15 protein-coding genes are annotated in these 17087 nt (G+C 60.9%); 8 read left to right on the top strand and 7 right to left on the bottom strand.

Annotated features, from left to right (window positions below; all coding sequences use genetic code 11):
* Nucleotides 1-43: 43 nt before the first annotated feature.
* Together Q7C33_RS05930 and ligB are read right to left on the bottom strand one after the other, a co-directional pair.
* On the bottom strand, nucleotides 44-439 hold the full coding sequence (locus Q7C33_RS05930) for a DUF1090 domain-containing protein (RefSeq protein WP_264429362.1): 396 nt from the start codon (nucleotides 437-439) through the stop codon (nucleotides 44-46).
* Between the two features lie 88 nt (nucleotides 440-527).
* Nucleotides 528-2201 carry an NAD-dependent DNA ligase LigB gene (ligB, locus tag Q7C33_RS05935; RefSeq protein WP_407682994.1) on the bottom strand — a complete coding sequence of 558 codons (1674 nt, stop codon included), beginning with the start codon at nucleotides 2199-2201 and terminating at the stop codon, nucleotides 528-530.
* Nucleotides 2202-2407: 206 nt separating this feature from the next.
* Between ligB and Q7C33_RS05940 the strand changes: the two genes are divergently transcribed.
* A complete protein-coding gene (locus Q7C33_RS05940; protein ID WP_258648450.1) occupies nucleotides 2408-3028 on the top strand; it encodes a LysE family translocator in 621 nt (206 codons plus the stop codon).
* 81 nt (nucleotides 3029-3109) lie between these two features.
* Here the strand turns inward: Q7C33_RS05940 and metK are convergent, their stop codons facing one another.
* Together metK and Q7C33_RS05950 are read right to left on the bottom strand one after the other, a co-directional pair.
* Nucleotides 3110-4300: a methionine adenosyltransferase gene (gene metK / locus Q7C33_RS05945; RefSeq protein WP_030137860.1), complete on the bottom strand. Its 1191-nt coding sequence runs from the start codon at nucleotides 4298-4300 to the stop codon at nucleotides 3110-3112.
* Between the two features lie 19 nt (nucleotides 4301-4319).
* Nucleotides 4320-5315, bottom strand: coding sequence for an ArsR/SmtB family transcription factor (locus tag Q7C33_RS05950; RefSeq protein ID WP_407682995.1), 996 nt, complete (start codon nucleotides 5313-5315; stop codon nucleotides 4320-4322).
* 256 nt (nucleotides 5316-5571) lie between these two features.
* Here Q7C33_RS05950 and tkt point away from each other — a divergent pair, with 256 nt between their 5' ends.
* From tkt to fba, 6 genes are all read left to right on the top strand, one after another.
* Nucleotides 5572-7569: a transketolase gene (gene tkt, locus Q7C33_RS05955; protein WP_407682996.1), complete on the top strand. Its 1998-nt coding sequence runs from the start codon at nucleotides 5572-5574 to the stop codon at nucleotides 7567-7569.
* Between the two features lie 148 nt (nucleotides 7570-7717).
* Nucleotides 7718-8773 (top strand): erythrose-4-phosphate dehydrogenase, encoded by a 1056-nt coding sequence (gene epd, locus Q7C33_RS05960; protein ID WP_030137857.1) that lies wholly within the window; start codon nucleotides 7718-7720, stop codon nucleotides 8771-8773.
* A 24-nt stretch (nucleotides 8774-8797) separates the two neighbouring features.
* Nucleotides 8798-9961: a phosphoglycerate kinase gene (locus Q7C33_RS05965; RefSeq protein WP_198796856.1), complete on the top strand. Its 1164-nt coding sequence runs from the start codon at nucleotides 8798-8800 to the stop codon at nucleotides 9959-9961.
* A gap of 31 nt (nucleotides 9962-9992) precedes the next feature.
* The gene (locus tag Q7C33_RS05970; RefSeq protein ID WP_030137855.1) at nucleotides 9993-10217 is read left to right on the top strand and encodes a hypothetical protein; all 225 of its coding nucleotides are present in this window, start codon (nucleotides 9993-9995) and stop codon (nucleotides 10215-10217) included.
* 57 nt (nucleotides 10218-10274) lie between these two features.
* A complete protein-coding gene (locus Q7C33_RS05975) occupies nucleotides 10275-10610 on the top strand; it encodes an MliC family protein (protein WP_030137854.1) in 336 nt (111 codons plus the stop codon).
* Between the two features lie 276 nt (nucleotides 10611-10886).
* Nucleotides 10887-11951 carry a class II fructose-bisphosphate aldolase gene (gene fba / locus Q7C33_RS05980; RefSeq protein WP_003177554.1) on the top strand — a complete coding sequence of 355 codons (1065 nt, stop codon included), beginning with the start codon at nucleotides 10887-10889 and terminating at the stop codon, nucleotides 11949-11951.
* A 251-nt stretch (nucleotides 11952-12202) separates the two neighbouring features.
* Here the strand turns inward: fba and Q7C33_RS05985 are convergent, their stop codons facing one another.
* The 3 genes from Q7C33_RS05985 to Q7C33_RS05995 all read right to left on the bottom strand — a co-directional run bounded on the left by Q7C33_RS05985 (nucleotide 12203) and on the right by Q7C33_RS05995 (nucleotide 14624).
* Nucleotides 12203-12487, bottom strand: coding sequence for a fructose-bisphosphate aldolase (locus Q7C33_RS05985; RefSeq protein WP_407682997.1), 285 nt, complete (start codon nucleotides 12485-12487; stop codon nucleotides 12203-12205).
* 456 nt (nucleotides 12488-12943) lie between these two features.
* Entirely contained in the window at nucleotides 12944-13612 is a 669-nt protein-coding gene (locus Q7C33_RS05990) for a polysaccharide lyase family 7 protein (protein WP_198796853.1), read from the bottom strand.
* A 340-nt stretch (nucleotides 13613-13952) separates the two neighbouring features.
* On the bottom strand, nucleotides 13953-14624 hold the full coding sequence (locus Q7C33_RS05995; RefSeq protein ID WP_258648447.1) for a polysaccharide lyase family 7 protein: 672 nt from the start codon (nucleotides 14622-14624) through the stop codon (nucleotides 13953-13955).
* Nucleotides 14625-14949: 325 nt separating this feature from the next.
* Here Q7C33_RS05995 and Q7C33_RS06000 point away from each other — a divergent pair, with 325 nt between their 5' ends.
* A complete protein-coding gene (locus tag Q7C33_RS06000) occupies nucleotides 14950-17073 on the top strand; it encodes a putative bifunctional diguanylate cyclase/phosphodiesterase (RefSeq protein WP_030137849.1) in 2124 nt (707 codons plus the stop codon).
* Nucleotides 17074-17087 lie beyond the last annotated feature (14 nt).

Consider the following 17087-nt stretch of genomic DNA (forward strand, 5'->3'; position numbering starts at 1 on the left):
GCTTTGAACTTGCAGCTTGCCGCTGGAAACTTGCAGCTAGAACCTACTTATCCAACTCATCCACCGCTTCCTGCAATTCCTTGCGGGACGCTGCCAATTTGTCCTTGCGTTTGTTGATCCTTTCCGCGTCGCCTTTTTTCATGGCCTTGTCCAGATCGGCCTGGCGACGACTGACTTCATGCTTGGCTTCGAGCACTTTGTTCTCCCGCTCCTTGCGCAGGGAGGCATCCGTACAATGGGTCGTGACTTCGTCCAGCGCCGTTTCGAGGCCCGCCTGCTGGTCCTGGTTGCCCCGGGACTTGGCCAGTTCGATCTGATTGATGATGCCTTGGCGTTTGGCTGCGCAACCGGTGAGCTCCGGGGTTTGCTCGTCCGCCGATGAAAAGGTGGCCATGGCGCTGCATAGCACCAGCAGGGCAACAGGAGGCAGGAAATTCATAACAACTCCATAAAAACTCGCGGGCGGTCGGTACAGGTGCGCAGTTGGAACGCGTAGTCGCCCCTTGGGTTCAACCGTGGGGGGCGGATTAAAAACCATCGACCCCGGCGGTGCGTAATATCTCACTCAAGGCCAGCACCTGCGGGTCGCGAAAAAAAGCGCTCAGTTGCGCGGCGCGTCCCGGCCCGATGCCGGCTTCGACTTGCCATTGTTCAGTGCTGCGTTCGGCCAGCGCTTGCCACGGTCCGTCCAGCCGCGCATTTGCAGTGGGCGGCAAGCCAAGGGCCTTGAGCCATTGACGAAAGGGCCGCTGCCGGGCGCTGTCGAGGCTGGCAAGCAGACGGGCACTTTTGCGTTCGCCGAAGCCGGCAATGGTAGCAAGCTCGGCGGCATCGAGGGTCAACCAATCCAGCAATCCGTCGAGTTGACCGGCGGCCAGTAGCTTTTTCCACGTGCCGGGGCCGACGTGGGGCAGGGCGAGGCCATTCTTGCCGCTGAGCCAGTCCAGGCGCGCGAGGAATTGGCTTTCGCAGCCGGGCGTCGGTTGCCAGCAACTCAGGAAATGATGGTCGGCTGCCGCAGGTGGGTTGACTTCCTGGCGTTCGAGGCTGCGAAGCACGACCTCATCGAGGCGCGGAATGGTCAGGCCGGCCAGGCTGATGGCGACCCGATCGCCGGGGCGAATGTCCATCTCTTCCCAGCGCTGGAGGGAGCTGACGCTCACCCGGCGAATCCATCGGTCGTCGAGTCGGATGCGTTCAAGTTCCAGTACGGGGGTGATGCGTCCCGTGCGACCGATCTTGAAGTTGACCTTGCGGACTTCAGCCATGGCTTGGGCGTACGGGTATTTCCAGGCGACGCTCCAGAACGGCGTCCGGGCCTGCCAGCGGTCGGCGGGAGGGCGGCGACTCTGGCGTAGAACGATCCCGTCGCTGGCGAATGGCAGCGGGGTGCGATACCAGTGGTTACGCCACCGTTCGGCATCGGCCAGGTCCCGGACAGGTTGGCTGTAGTCAAGGGAATCAGCGAAGCCCAGCTCACCCAGCGCGGCCATCCGCTCGCTCAGGGTGTCGGGCCCTTCAGGCCATTCCCAGACAAACAGGCCTATATAGATCCCGTCGTGTATCGTCAGGTTGGTGCGTGCCATCAGGCCCGCCATGGTTGCGCGGGCATTCACGCTGCCGCTGTCGGCTTGGACATGAGTCTCCAGGCGCCAGTACAACTCACCCTGGACGACCAGGTCCAGGGGCTGGCGCAGTCGCTGGGGGATGGCGCGGATCTTTCGCGCGTTAACGGTCCAGTCCTGGCCCAGAACGCCATCGCCGCGACTGATCGCCTGATACAGCTGGCCCTTTCGATACACCAGCGTCACCGCCACGCCATCGACTTTCGGTTGGGCCCAGACGTCTTCGCGACCGTGCAGCCAAGCACTGACGGCTTCGGCATCCTTGAGTTTCTCCAGGCCGGTATGGACGACCGGGTGTCGCACCGTCCCGCCCGCTGAGCGCAGGGGATTATCGATTGCCGGAAGACTGAAGCAACTGCGCCACTGGCTCAACTGCGTGCGGGACTGATCGTAGAGTTCGTCGGCCACCTGGGATTGGCCGAGGCGGTGATAGCTGTCGTCCCACGTGTCGATTTGCTTTTGCAGGGCGGCGACCTCGGCGTGGGCACGCTCCGTGGGCCAGTTGGGACAAGGCGTGGCCATTGCGGGTACAGCGATGAATAAAAGACCGGCGATTGCATAAAAAAACGGTGGCATTGAAGCATCCTTGCTTGGTTGAGTTCCTGAAGGCTAGCCACTGTGCGTAAAGTTGCGAGACCCAGAGCGTTACCGCGTTTTGCGAAGCCTGGGGGCAAAGTGCCGAAGGTACAATCCTGACCGATTTGGCTGTGCAACTGTCCCTTGAACCCATCGATGAGTGGTGCAGAATGGACGCTTGATCCGCTCTGCCAGGAGTGCAACCGATGGACCTGACGACCCTCGCTGTCTTCATCCCGGCCTGCTTCGCGCTGAACATGGCGCCGGGCCCGAACAACCTGCTGTCGATCAGCAATGCCTCGCGTTATGGTTTTGTCCAGGCGTGCAGCGGCGGCATCGGTCGTTTGGTGGCGTTTGCCATCATGATTGCCCTGGCGGCGGTGGGGCTGACGGCGGTGCTGCACACCTCGGAGCTATTGTTCCTCGGCATCAAGCTTGTGGGCGCCGGTTATCTTTTCTACCTCGCCGTGCAGTTGTGGCGCGCGCAGCCTGAAGCCAGCGGCGAGGCGACGACCGTTTCCATGAGCATGGCCAGCCTGGCGCGGCAGGAGTTCCTGGTGGCAATCGGCAATCCCAAGGCGATTCTGTTGTTCACCGCTTTCCTGCCGCAGTTCGTTGACCGTACTGGCACTGTCGCTCAGCAGTTCGCCGTATTGGGCGGGCTGTTCCTGGCGTTGGAATGCGTGGCGATCGGCTTGTATTGCTACATGGGCATTTATGCGCGGCGATTGTTTGCCCGGCCGAGCGGCAAGCGCTTGTTCAATCGGATGTGTGCGGGGCTGTTGGCGAGCGCTGCGTCGTTCCTGCTGGTGGCGCGCCGCGCCTGAAGCGGGTATGACCCTCCTCAAAAGCAAAAAAAAGCCCCTGGCGACTCTCGGTCGCCAGGGGCTTTTCATTGCAGCGAGGTATTACAGGCCAGCAGCGGCGCGCAGGGCGTCGGCGCGGTCGGTTTTTTCCCAGGTGAACGTGGTGAAGGTGTCGTCGCCCACGGTCTTGGTCTGCGGCGTGCGACCGAAGTGGCCGTAGGCTGCGGTGTCCTGGTACATCGGGTGCAGCAGGTCGAGCATGGTGGTGATCGCATATGGACGCAGGTCGAACACTTCACGCACCAGCTGGATGATCTTGTCGTCGCCAATCTTGCCGGTGCCGAAGGTGTTCAGCGAAATCGACGTAGGCTGGGCGACGCCGATGGCGTAGGAAACCTGGATCTCGCAACGCTCGGCCAGGCCGGCGGCAACGATGTTCTTGGCGACATACCGACCGGCGTACGCCGCCGAGCGGTCAACCTTGGACGGATCCTTGCCGGAGAACGCGCCGCCGCCGTGACGGGCCATGCCGCCGTAGCTGTCGACGATGATCTTGCGACCGGTCAGGCCGCAGTCGCCCACTGGGCCGCCGATGATGAACTGGCCAGTCGGGTTGATGTGGAACTGGGTGTCCTTGGACAGCAGTTCGGCAGGCAGCACGTGCTTGACGATCAGCTCCATCACGCCTTCGCGCAGGTCCTTGTAGGACACTTCAGGGTTGTGCTGGGTCGACAGCACGACCGCGTCGATGCCGACGACCTTGCCGCCTTCGTAACGGCACGTCACTTGGGACTTGGCGTCCGGGCGCAGCCAAGGCAGCAGGCCGGATTTGCGGGCTTCTGCCTGACGCTGGACCAACTGGTGCGAGAAGGTGATCGGTGCTGGCATCAGCACGTCGGTTTCGTTGCTGGCGTAGCCGAACATCAGGCCTTGGTCGCCAGCGCCCTGATCTTCCGGCTTGGCACGGTCAACGCCCTGGTTGATGTCCGGGGACTGCTTGCCGATGATGTTCATCACGCCGCAGGTCGCGCCGTCGAAGCCGACGTCGGAGCTGTTGTAGCCGATCCCGAGGATCACGTCGCGAACGATCTGTTCCAGGTCGACCCAGGCCGAGGTGGTGACTTCGCCGGCGATGATCGCCACGCCCGTTTTCACCAGAGTCTCGCACGCCACGCGGGCGAACTTGTCTTCAGCAATGATGGCGTCCAGCACCGCATCAGAAATCTGGTCGGCGATTTTGTCCGGATGCCCTTCAGACACGGACTCGGAGGTGAAAAGGGAGTATTCGCTCATCTCGATGTTTTCCTACAAGTTACCGATGGTGAGTGTCGCCAGCCGGCCGCTGAAAATGGCGGACCTGAATCTGGAAACCATTACGTAAGCCTACATAGAGGCTTTCCCCGGGCACGAGGCCCGCAGCGGTGGCCCAACGGGCCAGATCGTCCTGTTCAAACCCCAGCCAGAGATCTCCGCAGGCCTCCTTGGCCCAACTCTGGTTGTGGCTGCATAATTCTGTCACCAACAGGCTACCGCCCGGTTGCAGCAGGTTGGCCATGTGCTTGAGCGCGTCGGCCGGTGCGGCAAAATGGTGAAGCACCATGTTCAATACCACGCAATCGGCCCGCAGGCTGACGCCGTTCAGGGCATCGGCCAGTTGCAGGCTGACATTAGCCAGGGATTCGCGTTCGCACACCTGGCGGGCCAGTTCGAGCATCGCCGGGCTGTTGTCCAGCGCGGTGACCTGATTGAAGCGCCGCGCCAGTTCCGGCAGGAAAGCGCCGTCGCCGGGGCCGACTTCTATCGCCGTGGCAGTCGGTCCGAAACTCAGTTTATCGAGCAGCGCCACCACACTGTCACGGTATTGCGGCAGCCCGGCGATCAGATCCTGCTGGGCGCGAAATTTCTCCGCCACCCGTGCGAAAAAATCCTGGCTGGCGGCGGCGCGTTGCCCGTGGACCTGGGCAATGCGCTCCTGCACATCCATCGGCAGGTCCAGCTCGTCCACTTCTTCGAGCAACGCGGCGTGCAGCTTGCCACCCAGCAGCTCGGTGTGGGGCAGGGCGCGCCGATAGAAAATCGCATTGCCTTCGCGACGTGTCGCCACCAGGTCGGCCTGGGCCAGGACCTTGAGGTGATGACTCATGCCGGATTGGCCGATGCCGAAGATCTGCGCCAGTTCCAGTACGCCGAACGAGTCGTTGGCCAAGGCGCGCAATACATTCAGCCGCAACGGATCGCCGCCGGCCTTGCAAAGGGCCGCCAGCTCATCGCTGTCATCATGGCGAATGGAAGGCACGCGTAAATTCATAGGTCGGCAGTCTAGTGACGGGTCTGGCGCATCGCAAGGGCAATATCAAAAAGTTTTGATATTGCTCGATAAATGGCACTTCCAAGTGCGTGCTGGACTCTACCCACCATCAGCGGAAAGGTTTCACCTGGCCAATGCGACTTTATCCACCGCAAATATCGCCTTTGGACGAGTATCTGATTGCCCCGGGGCGGGTGGGTGAGGGAAAATGCTCGCCTTTTTTCAGTTTCGTTATTCAAAACCCAGGAGATCAGCGATGCCCAGCCGTCGTGAGCGTGCCAATGCCATTCGTGCCCTCAGCATGGATGCCGTGCAAAAAGCCAACAGCGGCCATCCCGGCGCCCCCATGGGTATGGCGGATATCGCCGAGGTGCTGTGGCGCGACTACCTCAAGCACAACCCGAGCAACCCTTCGTTCGCCGACCGTGACCGCTTCGTGCTGTCCAACGGCCACGGCTCGATGTTGATCTATTCGTTGCTGCACCTGACGGGTTATGACCTGTCGATCGATGACCTGAAGAACTTCCGCCAACTGCACAGCCGCACCCCGGGCCACCCGGAATACGGCTACACCCCTGGCGTGGAAACCACCACCGGCCCGCTGGGCCAAGGCCTGGCCAACGCCGTGGGCTTCGCCCTGGCGGAAAAAGTCCTGGCCGCGCAGTTCAATCGCCCGGGCCACAACGTTGTCGACCACCACACCTACGTTTTCCTGGGTGATGGCTGCATGATGGAAGGCATTTCCCATGAAGTCGCGTCTTTGGCCGGTACCCTGGGCCTGGACAAGCTGATCGCTTTCTACGATGACAACGGTATCTCCATCGACGGCGAAGTCGAAGGCTGGTTCACCGACGACACCCCCAAGCGCTTCGAAGCCTACAACTGGCTGGTGATCCGCAACGTCGACGGTCACGACCCGGAAGAAATCAAGATCGCCATCGAGACTGCTCGCAAGAGCGCTCAGCCAACCCTGATCTGCTGCAAGACCACCATCGGTTTTGGTTCGCCGAACAAGCAGGGCAAGGAAGACTGCCACGGCGCGCCATTGGGTGCAGAGGAAATCGCCCTGACCCGTGCCGCGCTGAAGTGGGAGCACGGTCCGTTCGAAATCCCGGCCGACATCTATGCCGAATGGGACGCCAAGGAAAAAGGCCGCGCGGCCGAAGCCGAGTGGGACCAGCGCTTTGCTGTCTACTCCGCTGAATTCCCTGAGCTGGCCAACGAACTGGTCCGTCGCCTCAGCGGCGAGCTGCCGGCCGACTTCGCCGAGAAAGCCTCTGCCTACATCGCCGAGGTTGCCGCCAAGGGCGAAACCATCGCCAGCCGCAAGGCCAGCCAGAACACCCTGAATGCCTTCGGCCCGCTGCTGCCGGAACTGCTGGGCGGTTCGGCCGACCTGGCAGGCTCCAACCTGACCCTGTGGAAAGGTTGCAAAGGCGTCACGGCCGAAGACGCCAGCGGCAACTATATGTACTACGGCGTTCGCGAGTTCGGCATGAGTGCGATCATGAACGGCGTAGCCCTGCACGGCGGTCTGGTGCCTTACGGCGCGACCTTCCTGATGTTCATGGAGTACGCCCGCAACGCCGTGCGCATGTCGGCCCTGATGAAGAAGCGCGTGCTGTACGTGTTCACCCACGACTCCATCGGCCTGGGCGAAGACGGCCCGACTCACCAGCCGATCGAGCAACTGGCGAGCCTGCGCTGCACGCCGAACCTGGACACCTGGCGCCCATGTGACGCCGTGGAGTCGGCAGTGGCCTGGAAATACGCGATTGAGCGTAACGATGGCCCATCGGCGCTGATCTTCTCCCGTCAGAACCTGCAACACCAATCCCGCGATGCCGGCCAGATCGGCGACATCAGCCGTGGCGGCTATGTGCTCAAGGACTGCATCGGCGAGCCTGAACTGATCCTGATCGCCACCGGTTCGGAAGTCGGCCTGGCCGTCCAGGCCTACGACAAGCTGACCGAGCAGGGCCGCAACGTGCGCGTGGTGTCCATGCCATGCACCAGCGTTTTCGACGCCCAGGACGCCGGCTACAAGCAAGCGGTGTTGCCGCTGCAGGTCAGCGCGCGCATCGCCATCGAAGCCGCTCACGCCGATTACTGGTACAAATACGTGGGCCTGGAAGGTCGCGTGATCGGCATGACCACCTACGGCGAATCGGCTCCTGCGCCAGCGTTGTTCGAGGAGTTTGGCTTCACCCTGGAGAACATCCTGGGGCAGGCTGAAGAGCTGCTGGAAGACTGATCTGTAAAAGGTTGTCTGTGCTGACGCCATCGCGAGCGAGCTCGCTCCCACAAGGATCTCCACCGACCCTGTGGGAGCGAGCTTGCTCGCGATAGCGGTGGTGCAGGCAATGCTGGTCTTAACGGATTCACCCGATCAGAGAACCCCCATGCCCCAACCGCGTCCCTACAAAGTTGCACTCAACGGCTACGGCCGCATTGGTCGTTGCGTCTTGCGTGCGTTGTTCGAGCGAGGGGCGAAGGCCGGGTTCGAGATTGTGGCCATCAACGATCTGGCCGACATGGCCAGCATCGAATACCTGACACGCTTTGACTCCACCCATGGCCGGTTCCCCGGCGAAGTGCGGGTCGAGGGCGATTGTCTGCATATCAATGGCGACTGCGTGAAGGTCCTGCGCAGCGCCACCCCTGAAGGCATCGATTGGGCGTCCCTGGGCGTCGACCTGGTGCTTGAATGCTCCGGCGCCTACAACACTCGCGACGATGGCCAGCGGTTCATCGCCGCGGGCGCGCCACGGGTGCTGTTTTCCCAGCCGATGGCCAGCGAGGCGGACGTCGACGCCACCATCGTCTACGGTGTGAACCAGGACTGCCTGACCGGCGAAGAGCTGCTGGTCTCCAACGCGTCCTGCACCACCAACTGCGGCGTGCCGCTGTTGCGCCTGCTGGACCAGGCCATTGGCTTGGAATACGTGTCCATTACCACGATCCACTCGGCAATGAACGACCAACCGGTGATCGACGCCTATCACCATGAGGACCTGCGGCGTACCCGCTCGGCGTTCCAATCGGTGATTCCGGTGTCCACTGGTCTGGCGCGTGGCATTGAACGGCTGTTGCCGGAACTTGCCGGGCGAATTCAGGCCAAAGCCGTGCGGGTGCCGACGGTCAACGTGTCCTGCCTCGATATCACGATGCAGACCGTGAGCGATACCGACGCTACCGAGGTCAACCGGATCCTGCGCGAAGCCGCCACCAGTGGCCCGCTCAAAGGCCTCCTGGCCTACACCGAGTTGCCTCACGCCAGTTGTGATTTCAACCACGACCCGCATTCGGCCATCGTCGATGCCAGCCAGACCCGCGTTTCCGGGCCGAGGCTTGTGAATATCCTGGCCTGGTTCGACAACGAATGGGGTTTTGCCAATCGAATGCTGGACGTTGCCGAGCATTACCTGCAAACAGCTTCCAATAAACCTGCTCTCTAAACAGTTACCCAGGAATTGCGACCCATGACCGTGTTGAAGATGTCCGACCTCGATCTGCAAGGTAAGCGCGTACTGATCCGCGAAGACCTCAACGTCCCCGTCAAGGACGGTGTTGTCACCAGCGACGCGCGCATCCTGGCCTCGCTGCCGACCATCAAGCTGGCCCTGGAAAAAGGCGCGGCCGTGATGGTCTGCTCGCACCTGGGCCGTCCGACCGAAGGCGAGTTTTCGGCGGAAAACAGCCTCAAGCCTGTGGCCGATTACCTGAGCAAGGCCCTGGGCCGTGACGTTCCCCTGGTGGCCGATTACCTGGGCGGTGTCGACGTCAAGGCTGGCGACGTCGTGCTGTTCGAAAACGTGCGTTTCAACAAAGGCGAGAAAAAGAACGCCGACGAACTGGCCCAGCAATACGCCGCCCTGTGCGACGTGTTCGTGATGGACGCCTTCGGCACCGCCCACCGCGCCGAGGGCTCGACCCATGGCGTGGCGAAGTTTGCCAAGGTCGCCGCTGCTGGCCCGCTGCTGGCCGCCGAACTCGATGCGCTGGGCAAGGCTCTGGGTTCTCCGGCCCAGCCGATGGCCGCTATCGTTGCCGGTTCCAAGGTGTCGACCAAGCTCGATGTACTCAACAGCCTGAGCCAAGTCTGCAACCAGTTGATCGTCGGTGGCGGCATCGCCAACACCTTCCTCGCTGCGGCCGGCCATCCGGTTGGCAAGTCGCTGTACGAGCCGGACCTGCTGGACACCGCCCGTGAAATCGCCGCCAAGGTCAGCGTGCCGCTGCCGGTGGACGTGGTGGTCGCCAAGGAATTTGCCGAAAGCGCCACCGCCACCGTGAAGCTGATCGACGACGTGGCCGAAGACGACATGATCCTCGACATTGGCCCGCAAACTGCGGCCAATTTCGCTGAACTGCTGAAATCCTCCCAGACCATCCTGTGGAACGGTCCAGTTGGCGTGTTCGAGTTCGACCAGTTCGGTAACGGCACAAAAGTACTGGCCCAAGCCATCGCTGAAAGCGCCGCGTTTTCCATCGCCGGCGGTGGCGATACCCTGGCGGCCATCGATAAATATGGCGTGGCTGAGCAGATCTCCTACATTTCTACCGGCGGTGGCGCGTTCCTTGAATTCGTCGAGGGCAAAGTGTTGCCAGCCGTGGAAGTCCTGGAAAGCCGGGCCAAGGCCTGAGGCAGCGTTGACCAGGCAAAGGAGTGTTCCAATGGTCAAGACGTTCATGGTGCTGATGGCTGCGACGTTGCTGGCGGCCTGTTCCAGCAGCCCTAAAGCGACGGCGCCGGACAATGCGGCGCCAACGCCCGAGGATGGTTGCTACCAGGCTGACTGGCAGGCCGAGACCAACCCGGTGCTGAACAAGCGTTCCGGGCCGGACGGCCTGGATAAATACGAGACGCAAGCGCCGGTCAAGGAACATGGTTGCCCTTGACGGGTCAGACTCTTTAACTCATGGCGGGCGGCCTGTGCCGCCCGTCGAGGAACACGGATGAAAGGCTTTGTCGCCGTCATGGCGTTGGCATTGTTGGCCGGTTGCTCGCAACTGGGTTTTCTGCAGTCGTCCGAACCCGTTGCAGAGGGCTGGACAAGTTGGACATGTGACAGCGAAGCCAAGGTGCTCTGGCGTTATACCGATGCGGCACGCAAGGCAGTCGATGTCCGCCTCGGCGGCGCCGAGAAGGTTTATCGTCTCAAGCTCGAACCGGGTGTTGAAGGTTCGCTGTACAGCGATGACATGCTGGCGCTGCACGTCCAGGGTGAGGAAGGCCTGGTGTACTGGGTCGCCACCAATGATCTGATCGGGCGTGGTTGCAAGGCTGAGTGACACGATTCATCTGATTCACACAGATCTGAATAGGGAAGCAGATCCCATGTGGGAGCGAGCTTGCTCGCGATAGCGGTCTATCAGGCAACAGAGATGTTGAATGTGCCACCCTCATCGCGAGCAAGCTCGCTCCCACAGGGATCGCGTCAATATTTGGGTTTAGCGATACCGAACACGCGGCTCGGGCCAACCCCCGATCCGCAATGACTTGAATAGCCGCCGCCGCTCCGGCAGGCTGGCACGATTAACGACCCTCGACCGGGAGAGATACACACAATGGCACTTATCAGCATGCGTCAGATGCTGGACCACGCAGCCGAGTTCGGCTACGGCGTCCCAGCCTTTAACGTCAACAACCTTGAGCAGATGCGCGCCATCATGGAAGCCGCTGACAAGACTGACTCCCCGGTGATCGTCCAGGCTTCGGCTGGTGCCCGCAAATACGCCGGCGCGCCGTTCCTGCGCCACCTGATCCTGGCGGCGATCGAAGAATTCCCGCACATCCCGGTGTGCATGCACCAGGACCACGGCACCAGCCCTGACGTCTGCCAGCGCTCGATCCAACTGGGCTTCAGCTCGGTAATGATGGACGGCTCCCTCGGCGAAGACGGCAAGACCCCGACTGACTACGAGTACAACGTGCGCGTCACCCAGCAGACCGTCGCCATGGCCCACGCCTGCGGCGTCTCGGTGGAAGGCGAACTGGGTTGCCTGGGCTCGCTGGAAACCGGCATGGCCGGCGAAGAAGATGGCATCGGCGCCGAAGGCGTGCTGGATCACAGCCAGATGCTGACCGACCCGGAAGAAGCCGCCGACTTCGTCAAGAAAACCCAAGTCGACGCCCTGGCCATCGCCATCGGCACCAGCCACGGCGCCTACAAATTCACCAAACCGCCCACTGGCGACGTGCTGGCCATCGACCGCATCAAGGAAATCCACAAGCGCATCCCCAACACCCACCTGGTGATGCACGGTTCTTCCTCGGTACCGCAGGAGTGGCTGGCGATCATCAACCAGTACGGTGGCGACATCAAGGAAACCTACGGCGTGCCGGTTGAGGAAATCGTCGAAGGCATCAAGTACGGCGTGCGCAAGGTCAACATCGACACTGACCTGCGTCTGGCGTCCACCGGTGCCATGCGTCGTTTGATGGCGACCAACCCTAGCGAGTTTGACCCGCGCAAGTTCTTTGGCGCGACCGTAACGGCGATGCGGGATGTGTGTATTGCACGTTATGAGGCGTTTGGTACGGCGGGTAATGCTTCGAAGATCAAGCCGATCTCGTTGGAAGCCATGTATCAGCGGTATTTGAAGGGTGAGTTGAACGCTAAGGTCAACTAAGGCTTCAGTGTTGTGAGAAAACCCGCAGAGATGCGGGTTTTTTTATGGGTGGGATTTGTGTATATCCGTTTTTTGGATGATGGCCACTTATGGTTCCGCCCGTAAGGGCGAAACCATAAGTGGCCGTTACAAAAAAACGGACATACACACAGATCCTGATAGCGCTGTGTCAGCCGACATCCCTATCACTGACCCAGCGCTATCGCGAGCAAGCTCGCTCCCACAGGGGATCATCTCCCACCGGGAGGGCTTTATTGGTCTTCGAGGCCGCGTTGTTCAATGACGCCGAACACGTCGGTAACATCCTGGACCAGAATCCGGGCGACGTTGGTGAGAGTGTTGAAATCGCTGGCGGCCGAATCGCGCAGGGTGGTGCAGGCCATGAGCGTCAGGTAATCGAGGGTCGCATGCAGGCGTTCGCTGGCGCAGGCGTGGAGCTCGGCCAGTGGGACGGTTTTATCGACGAACAGGACGGGCTGGGTGGTGGCGATCGGGGTGAGCGGAGTGAAGCGGGTGGGAAATTGTTCGGCTTTCATGACAAACCTCTAACTCAAATAGTATTTGCCACCGTTCGCTGCGAAACAAATTGGGTGGCAGCCATGTGCGGGTTCGCAGACCGAGGAGTTAGAGAAACCCGGCAGACCCGAAGATCTCCCACACACAGCCGCCATGAGACGCCGAGGTAGGCAGGATAGGCCTACATCGATTTCTGACGGTCGTGATTCTAACCCACCGGGGCTGCGAAACCCCTGTCCACCGACCAAAGCCAGCAGCCCCCCGAACTATAGAGCAGATTCCCAACGCCAAAATCTCCCCTGTAGGACGCATCGCCCCCCGTGGCGAGGGAGCTTGCTCCCGCTCGGGGGCGCAGCCGCCGTAAAACCGGCAAATGCGGTAGGTCTGGAGGAAAGGGGGGCCGCTTCGCCGCCCAGCGGGAGCAAGCTCCCTCGCCACGGGGCGTAAATTCCTACGAGATTTTCAGAAGGAGCAAATCAGGTGTTGTGATCGATATCCAACACGCTGAACGTCACCTTCCCACCTTCGCTGGTATAGCCCGTGTTGTCCTGCACATACACTCCGGCCTTGAAGTACAACGGCTTGTCGCGCCAGGCCGCGCCGACCGTGGTGTACCAACTGTTGCCGGCAGCAGTAATGCCCAGGTCGCCGGTCCGATCAAGGTGGATTCGGTAAGAGAACGACCGGTTGAGCTTCACTCCCGTGGCAACGGTGATAACCCTGCCTTCGCTGTCATCGGGGCGCATGCGGACCTTGGCAACAATGTTGCCGGTGGAACTGGAGTCGCTGTATTGGTATTCCAGCTTGACCATCGGCTTGCTGCTGTCCTTCGCATGGATCTGGCCAATCACGATCTTGCCGCTGCTGGGCACTTGATTGACGACCAGGGTTGCCCGCAGGAAGTTGTCGGCGTCTGGATAGACCCAGTTGCGCAACCTTCCGTCTCGGTAGGTTTCGCGCAATTCGCTGCGCGGGTAGATCGCGTTTTCAGTCTTGGTGCCGGTAACCGGTGACCAGAAATACACGGTGCTGCCTTCGGAATTGAAATACTTGTCCTGGAACCCGTCTATCAAGCGAGGGGTTTCGATGGTTTTCGGCGGGCTGCCTTCGGGAATGCTCAGGTTCCAGGTTGCCATATCGACCATGTTCGGATCCTTTCTGAGGAGAAGAAATGATTTACGCCACAGCCGGAGGCTCTAAGACGCGCTTTTTCCGACGCCAAGAAGGGGGAAGGACGAAGATTTGACACAGTCGTCCGGCGGAGGGTTGGCGTCAGCAGACCGTCAGAGTGGCGTTTTCCAGTTTTGTGCCTGAAAAAAATGACCATTGGTCGATTATCCGAATTTTCTGGGGAACCTTATGGGGTGGCGATTTGGCACCTAGGCCTGAATCAGGGCTAAAAAAAGCACCCGGAACCGGATGCCTTCTAAAGGGGAGGGCTGATAGCAGCGATCCGTGCTGCTCTTACGGCGGAAGGGTGGGCAGTCAAAGGGTGGCGTGTTTGATTTCCAACAGGCTGAACGTCACTTTTCCGCCTTCGGTGACATAGCCCGTGTTGTCCTGGACATAAACGCCGGCCTTGAAATACAGCGGCTTTACCTTCCAGCTCGGATCTACGGTGGTACGCCAGTTGTAACCCGCCGCGCTGATGCCAAGTGCACCCTTGGGGCTCAGGTGAATCATGTACGAAAAGCTGCGGTTCAGGGTCACGCCGGTGGCAATGGTGATCACCTGGCCCGTCTCGTCATCAGGTCGCATGCGTACCTTGGCGACGATGTTCCCCGTGGAGCTGTAGGTCTTGTATTGGTATTCCAGCTTCACCATCGGGCTGGTGCTGTCCTTGGTGTGAATCTGGCCAATCACGATCTTGCCGGTGCTGGGTACCTGATTGACGGTGATAGTGGCGCGCAGGGTGTTGTCCGCCGCCGGGTAAAGCCAATTGCGCAGGGTGCCGTCGGGATAGGTTTCGCGCAGTTCGCTGCGCGGGTAAATCGCGTTGGCCGTCTTGGTGCCGGTTACCGGGGCCCAGAAGAACACGGTGCCGGTCTCGGCGTTGAAATATTGATCCTTGAACCCTTGCGCCAGGCGAGGGGTTTCGATGGTCATCGCCGGGCTGCCTTCGGGGATGCTCAAGTTCCAGGTGGTGAGATCGATCATGTTCAGGTCCTACGTATCGGGATGTAAAAAAGGGTGCGCCGTGTCGGGAGGCTTTAAACCGCCCTTTTGAAGCGTCTCGAAACGCTGGATAGGGGCTTTTCTTGTTGACCGTTCGGCGGTTGTTTGACGTCAATTGACTGTCAGTGGTGTCGTTGCAGCTTTTGTGCCTGACTGGGGTGACCGTTAGTCGGCTATTTCGGGCTTTGTCTGGATGATGGCGCGATGACACCTACTGCTTTTCAAAATCCCGGTCTAGAGTGAGATCACTGTATGTTGTCCGCCTTGCTCGATAGGGCGGACATGGCGCCCCGATAAGAGAAGCAGCATGGAATGCGCGCAACCCCCGTTTGGCGAAGACAGCTCTGTCCTTTTGATCGTTGATGACTACCCCGAAAACCTGCTCAGCATGCGAGCGTTGCTGCAGCGTCAGGATTGGCAGGTGATGACCGCGTCCTCGGGGATCGAGGCGCTGAATCTGCTGCTCGAACATGACATCGACCTGGTGCTGCTGGATGTGCAGATGCCGGACATGGACGGTTTCGAAGTGGCGCGCCTGATGCGCGGCAGCCAGCGCACGCGGCTCACGCCAATCATTTTCCTCACCGCCAACGAGCAGTCCCAGGACGCCGTCATCAAGGGCTACGCCAGTGGCGCGGTGGATTACCTGTTCAAACCCTTCGATCCGCAGATCCTCAAGCCCAAGGTCCAGGCGTTGCTCGAGCACCAGCGTAACCGCCGCGCCTTGCAGCGCTTGAGCCAGGATCTCGAAGCGGCACGGGCCTTCAATGCCTCGGTGCTGGACAACGCCGCCGAAGGGATCCTGGTGGTGGATGAGGACGGCTGCATCCGTTTCGCCAACCCTTCGACGTGCCGTCTGCTCAATGCCACCGCGGACCAGTTGCAGGGGATGCCTTTACTCGATTTCCTGCAGAAGCCCCATATTCCCGAATGGACGGACTCGGAGATCCATATCGCCTACCAGCGCGGCGAAACCTGGCGCCTGCACGATGCGGTGTTGCGTACCGCACCCGGCCAGCAGGTGTCGGTGGCCCTGTCTTGTGCGCCTCTGCCCTCGGAACAGAAGGCCATGGTGGTGACGCTCCAGGACATGTCGGTGGTTCGCCATCTGCACCAGCAATTGGAATTCCAGGCTGTGACTGACCCGCTGACCGGCTTGCTCAACCGCAGGGGGTTCTATCAGACGGCGGAAAACCTGCTGATGCGCAGCGAACGGCTGGAAAGCAACTGGGTGCTGCTGTACCTGGATCTCGATGGCTTCAAGCGCGTCAACGATTCGCTGGGCCACGATGCCGGCGATCGGGTGCTGCGCTGGGTCTCCGAACAATTGAAGGCGTGCCTGCGACCCTTCGATATTCTTGCGCGGCTCGGCGGTGATGAGTTCACGGCCCTGCTGGACCTTGAAGTACCCGAGCAGGCTGCCAAGATCGCCGAGAAACTTATTGAACGGGTTTCGATCTGCCAGCAGATCGAAGGCATGGACGTGACGCTGGGGGCCAGCATCGGGATCGCGACTTACCCGGATTGCGGCTCCAACCTCGATGGCCTGCTGCGCGCTTCCGACATCGCGATGTACGAGGCCAAGCGCGCCGGCCGCCAGCAATATCGTTTTTATGACCACGAAATGAACGGTCGGGCCCGTTCACGGCTGATGCTCGAGGAAAGCGTGCGCTCGGCCATCGAAAACCGCGACTTCAATATGGTCTACCAGCCGCAGGTCAGTATTCATGATGGACGCATTCGCGGGTTCGAGGCGCTGTTGCGTTGGCAGCACCCAAGCGTCGGCGATGTTCCGCCGGGCTTGTTCCTGCCGCTGTTGGAAGAGGCGCGGCTGATCAGCCGACTGGGCAGTTGGATCTACCACCGCAGCGCGGCCCAGCGCAAAGTCTGGGAGCGCTTGTTCGCCGAGGATCTGGTGTTGGGCGTGAGCTTGAGCAGCACTCAGTTCGGCATGCCCAACCTGGTGACCGAGTTGCGCCAGGTGCTGGAGCGCCACGCCTTGAAGCCTCGGCAACTTGAGGTCGAGGTGACCGAGGATGCGCTGATGCGCAACCCGGACGAGACCCATAAGCAACTGCGATTGCTGCGCCATCTGGGGGTGCGCGTGGCGCTGGATGACTTCGGTTCCGGGCCTTGCTCGTTGGCTCACCTGCGGGATCTGGAGCTCGATACCCTCAAGCTCGACCGGCATTTGATCGCCCGTTTGCCAGGCTCGCCCCGAGATGCCGCATTGGCCGCCTCGGTGATCGACCTGTGTCGGCAACTGGGCTTGCGAGTGATCGCCGAAGGGGTGGAGACCCGCGAACAATATCAGTGGTTGCAGGCCCACGGCTGCGAGTTCGTGCAAGGTTTCCTCGTGGCGCGCCCCTTGATGGCGGAAGACACCAACGCCTTCGCCAAGCCCTTCGACTGGAGCGCGGTCATCGCCTGAATTCGCTACACTGG

This window comes from Pseudomonas sp. BP11-1-1, from assembly GCF_052112105.1.
Classification (GTDB): domain Bacteria; phylum Pseudomonadota; class Gammaproteobacteria; order Pseudomonadales; family Pseudomonadaceae; genus Aquipseudomonas; species Aquipseudomonas alvandae.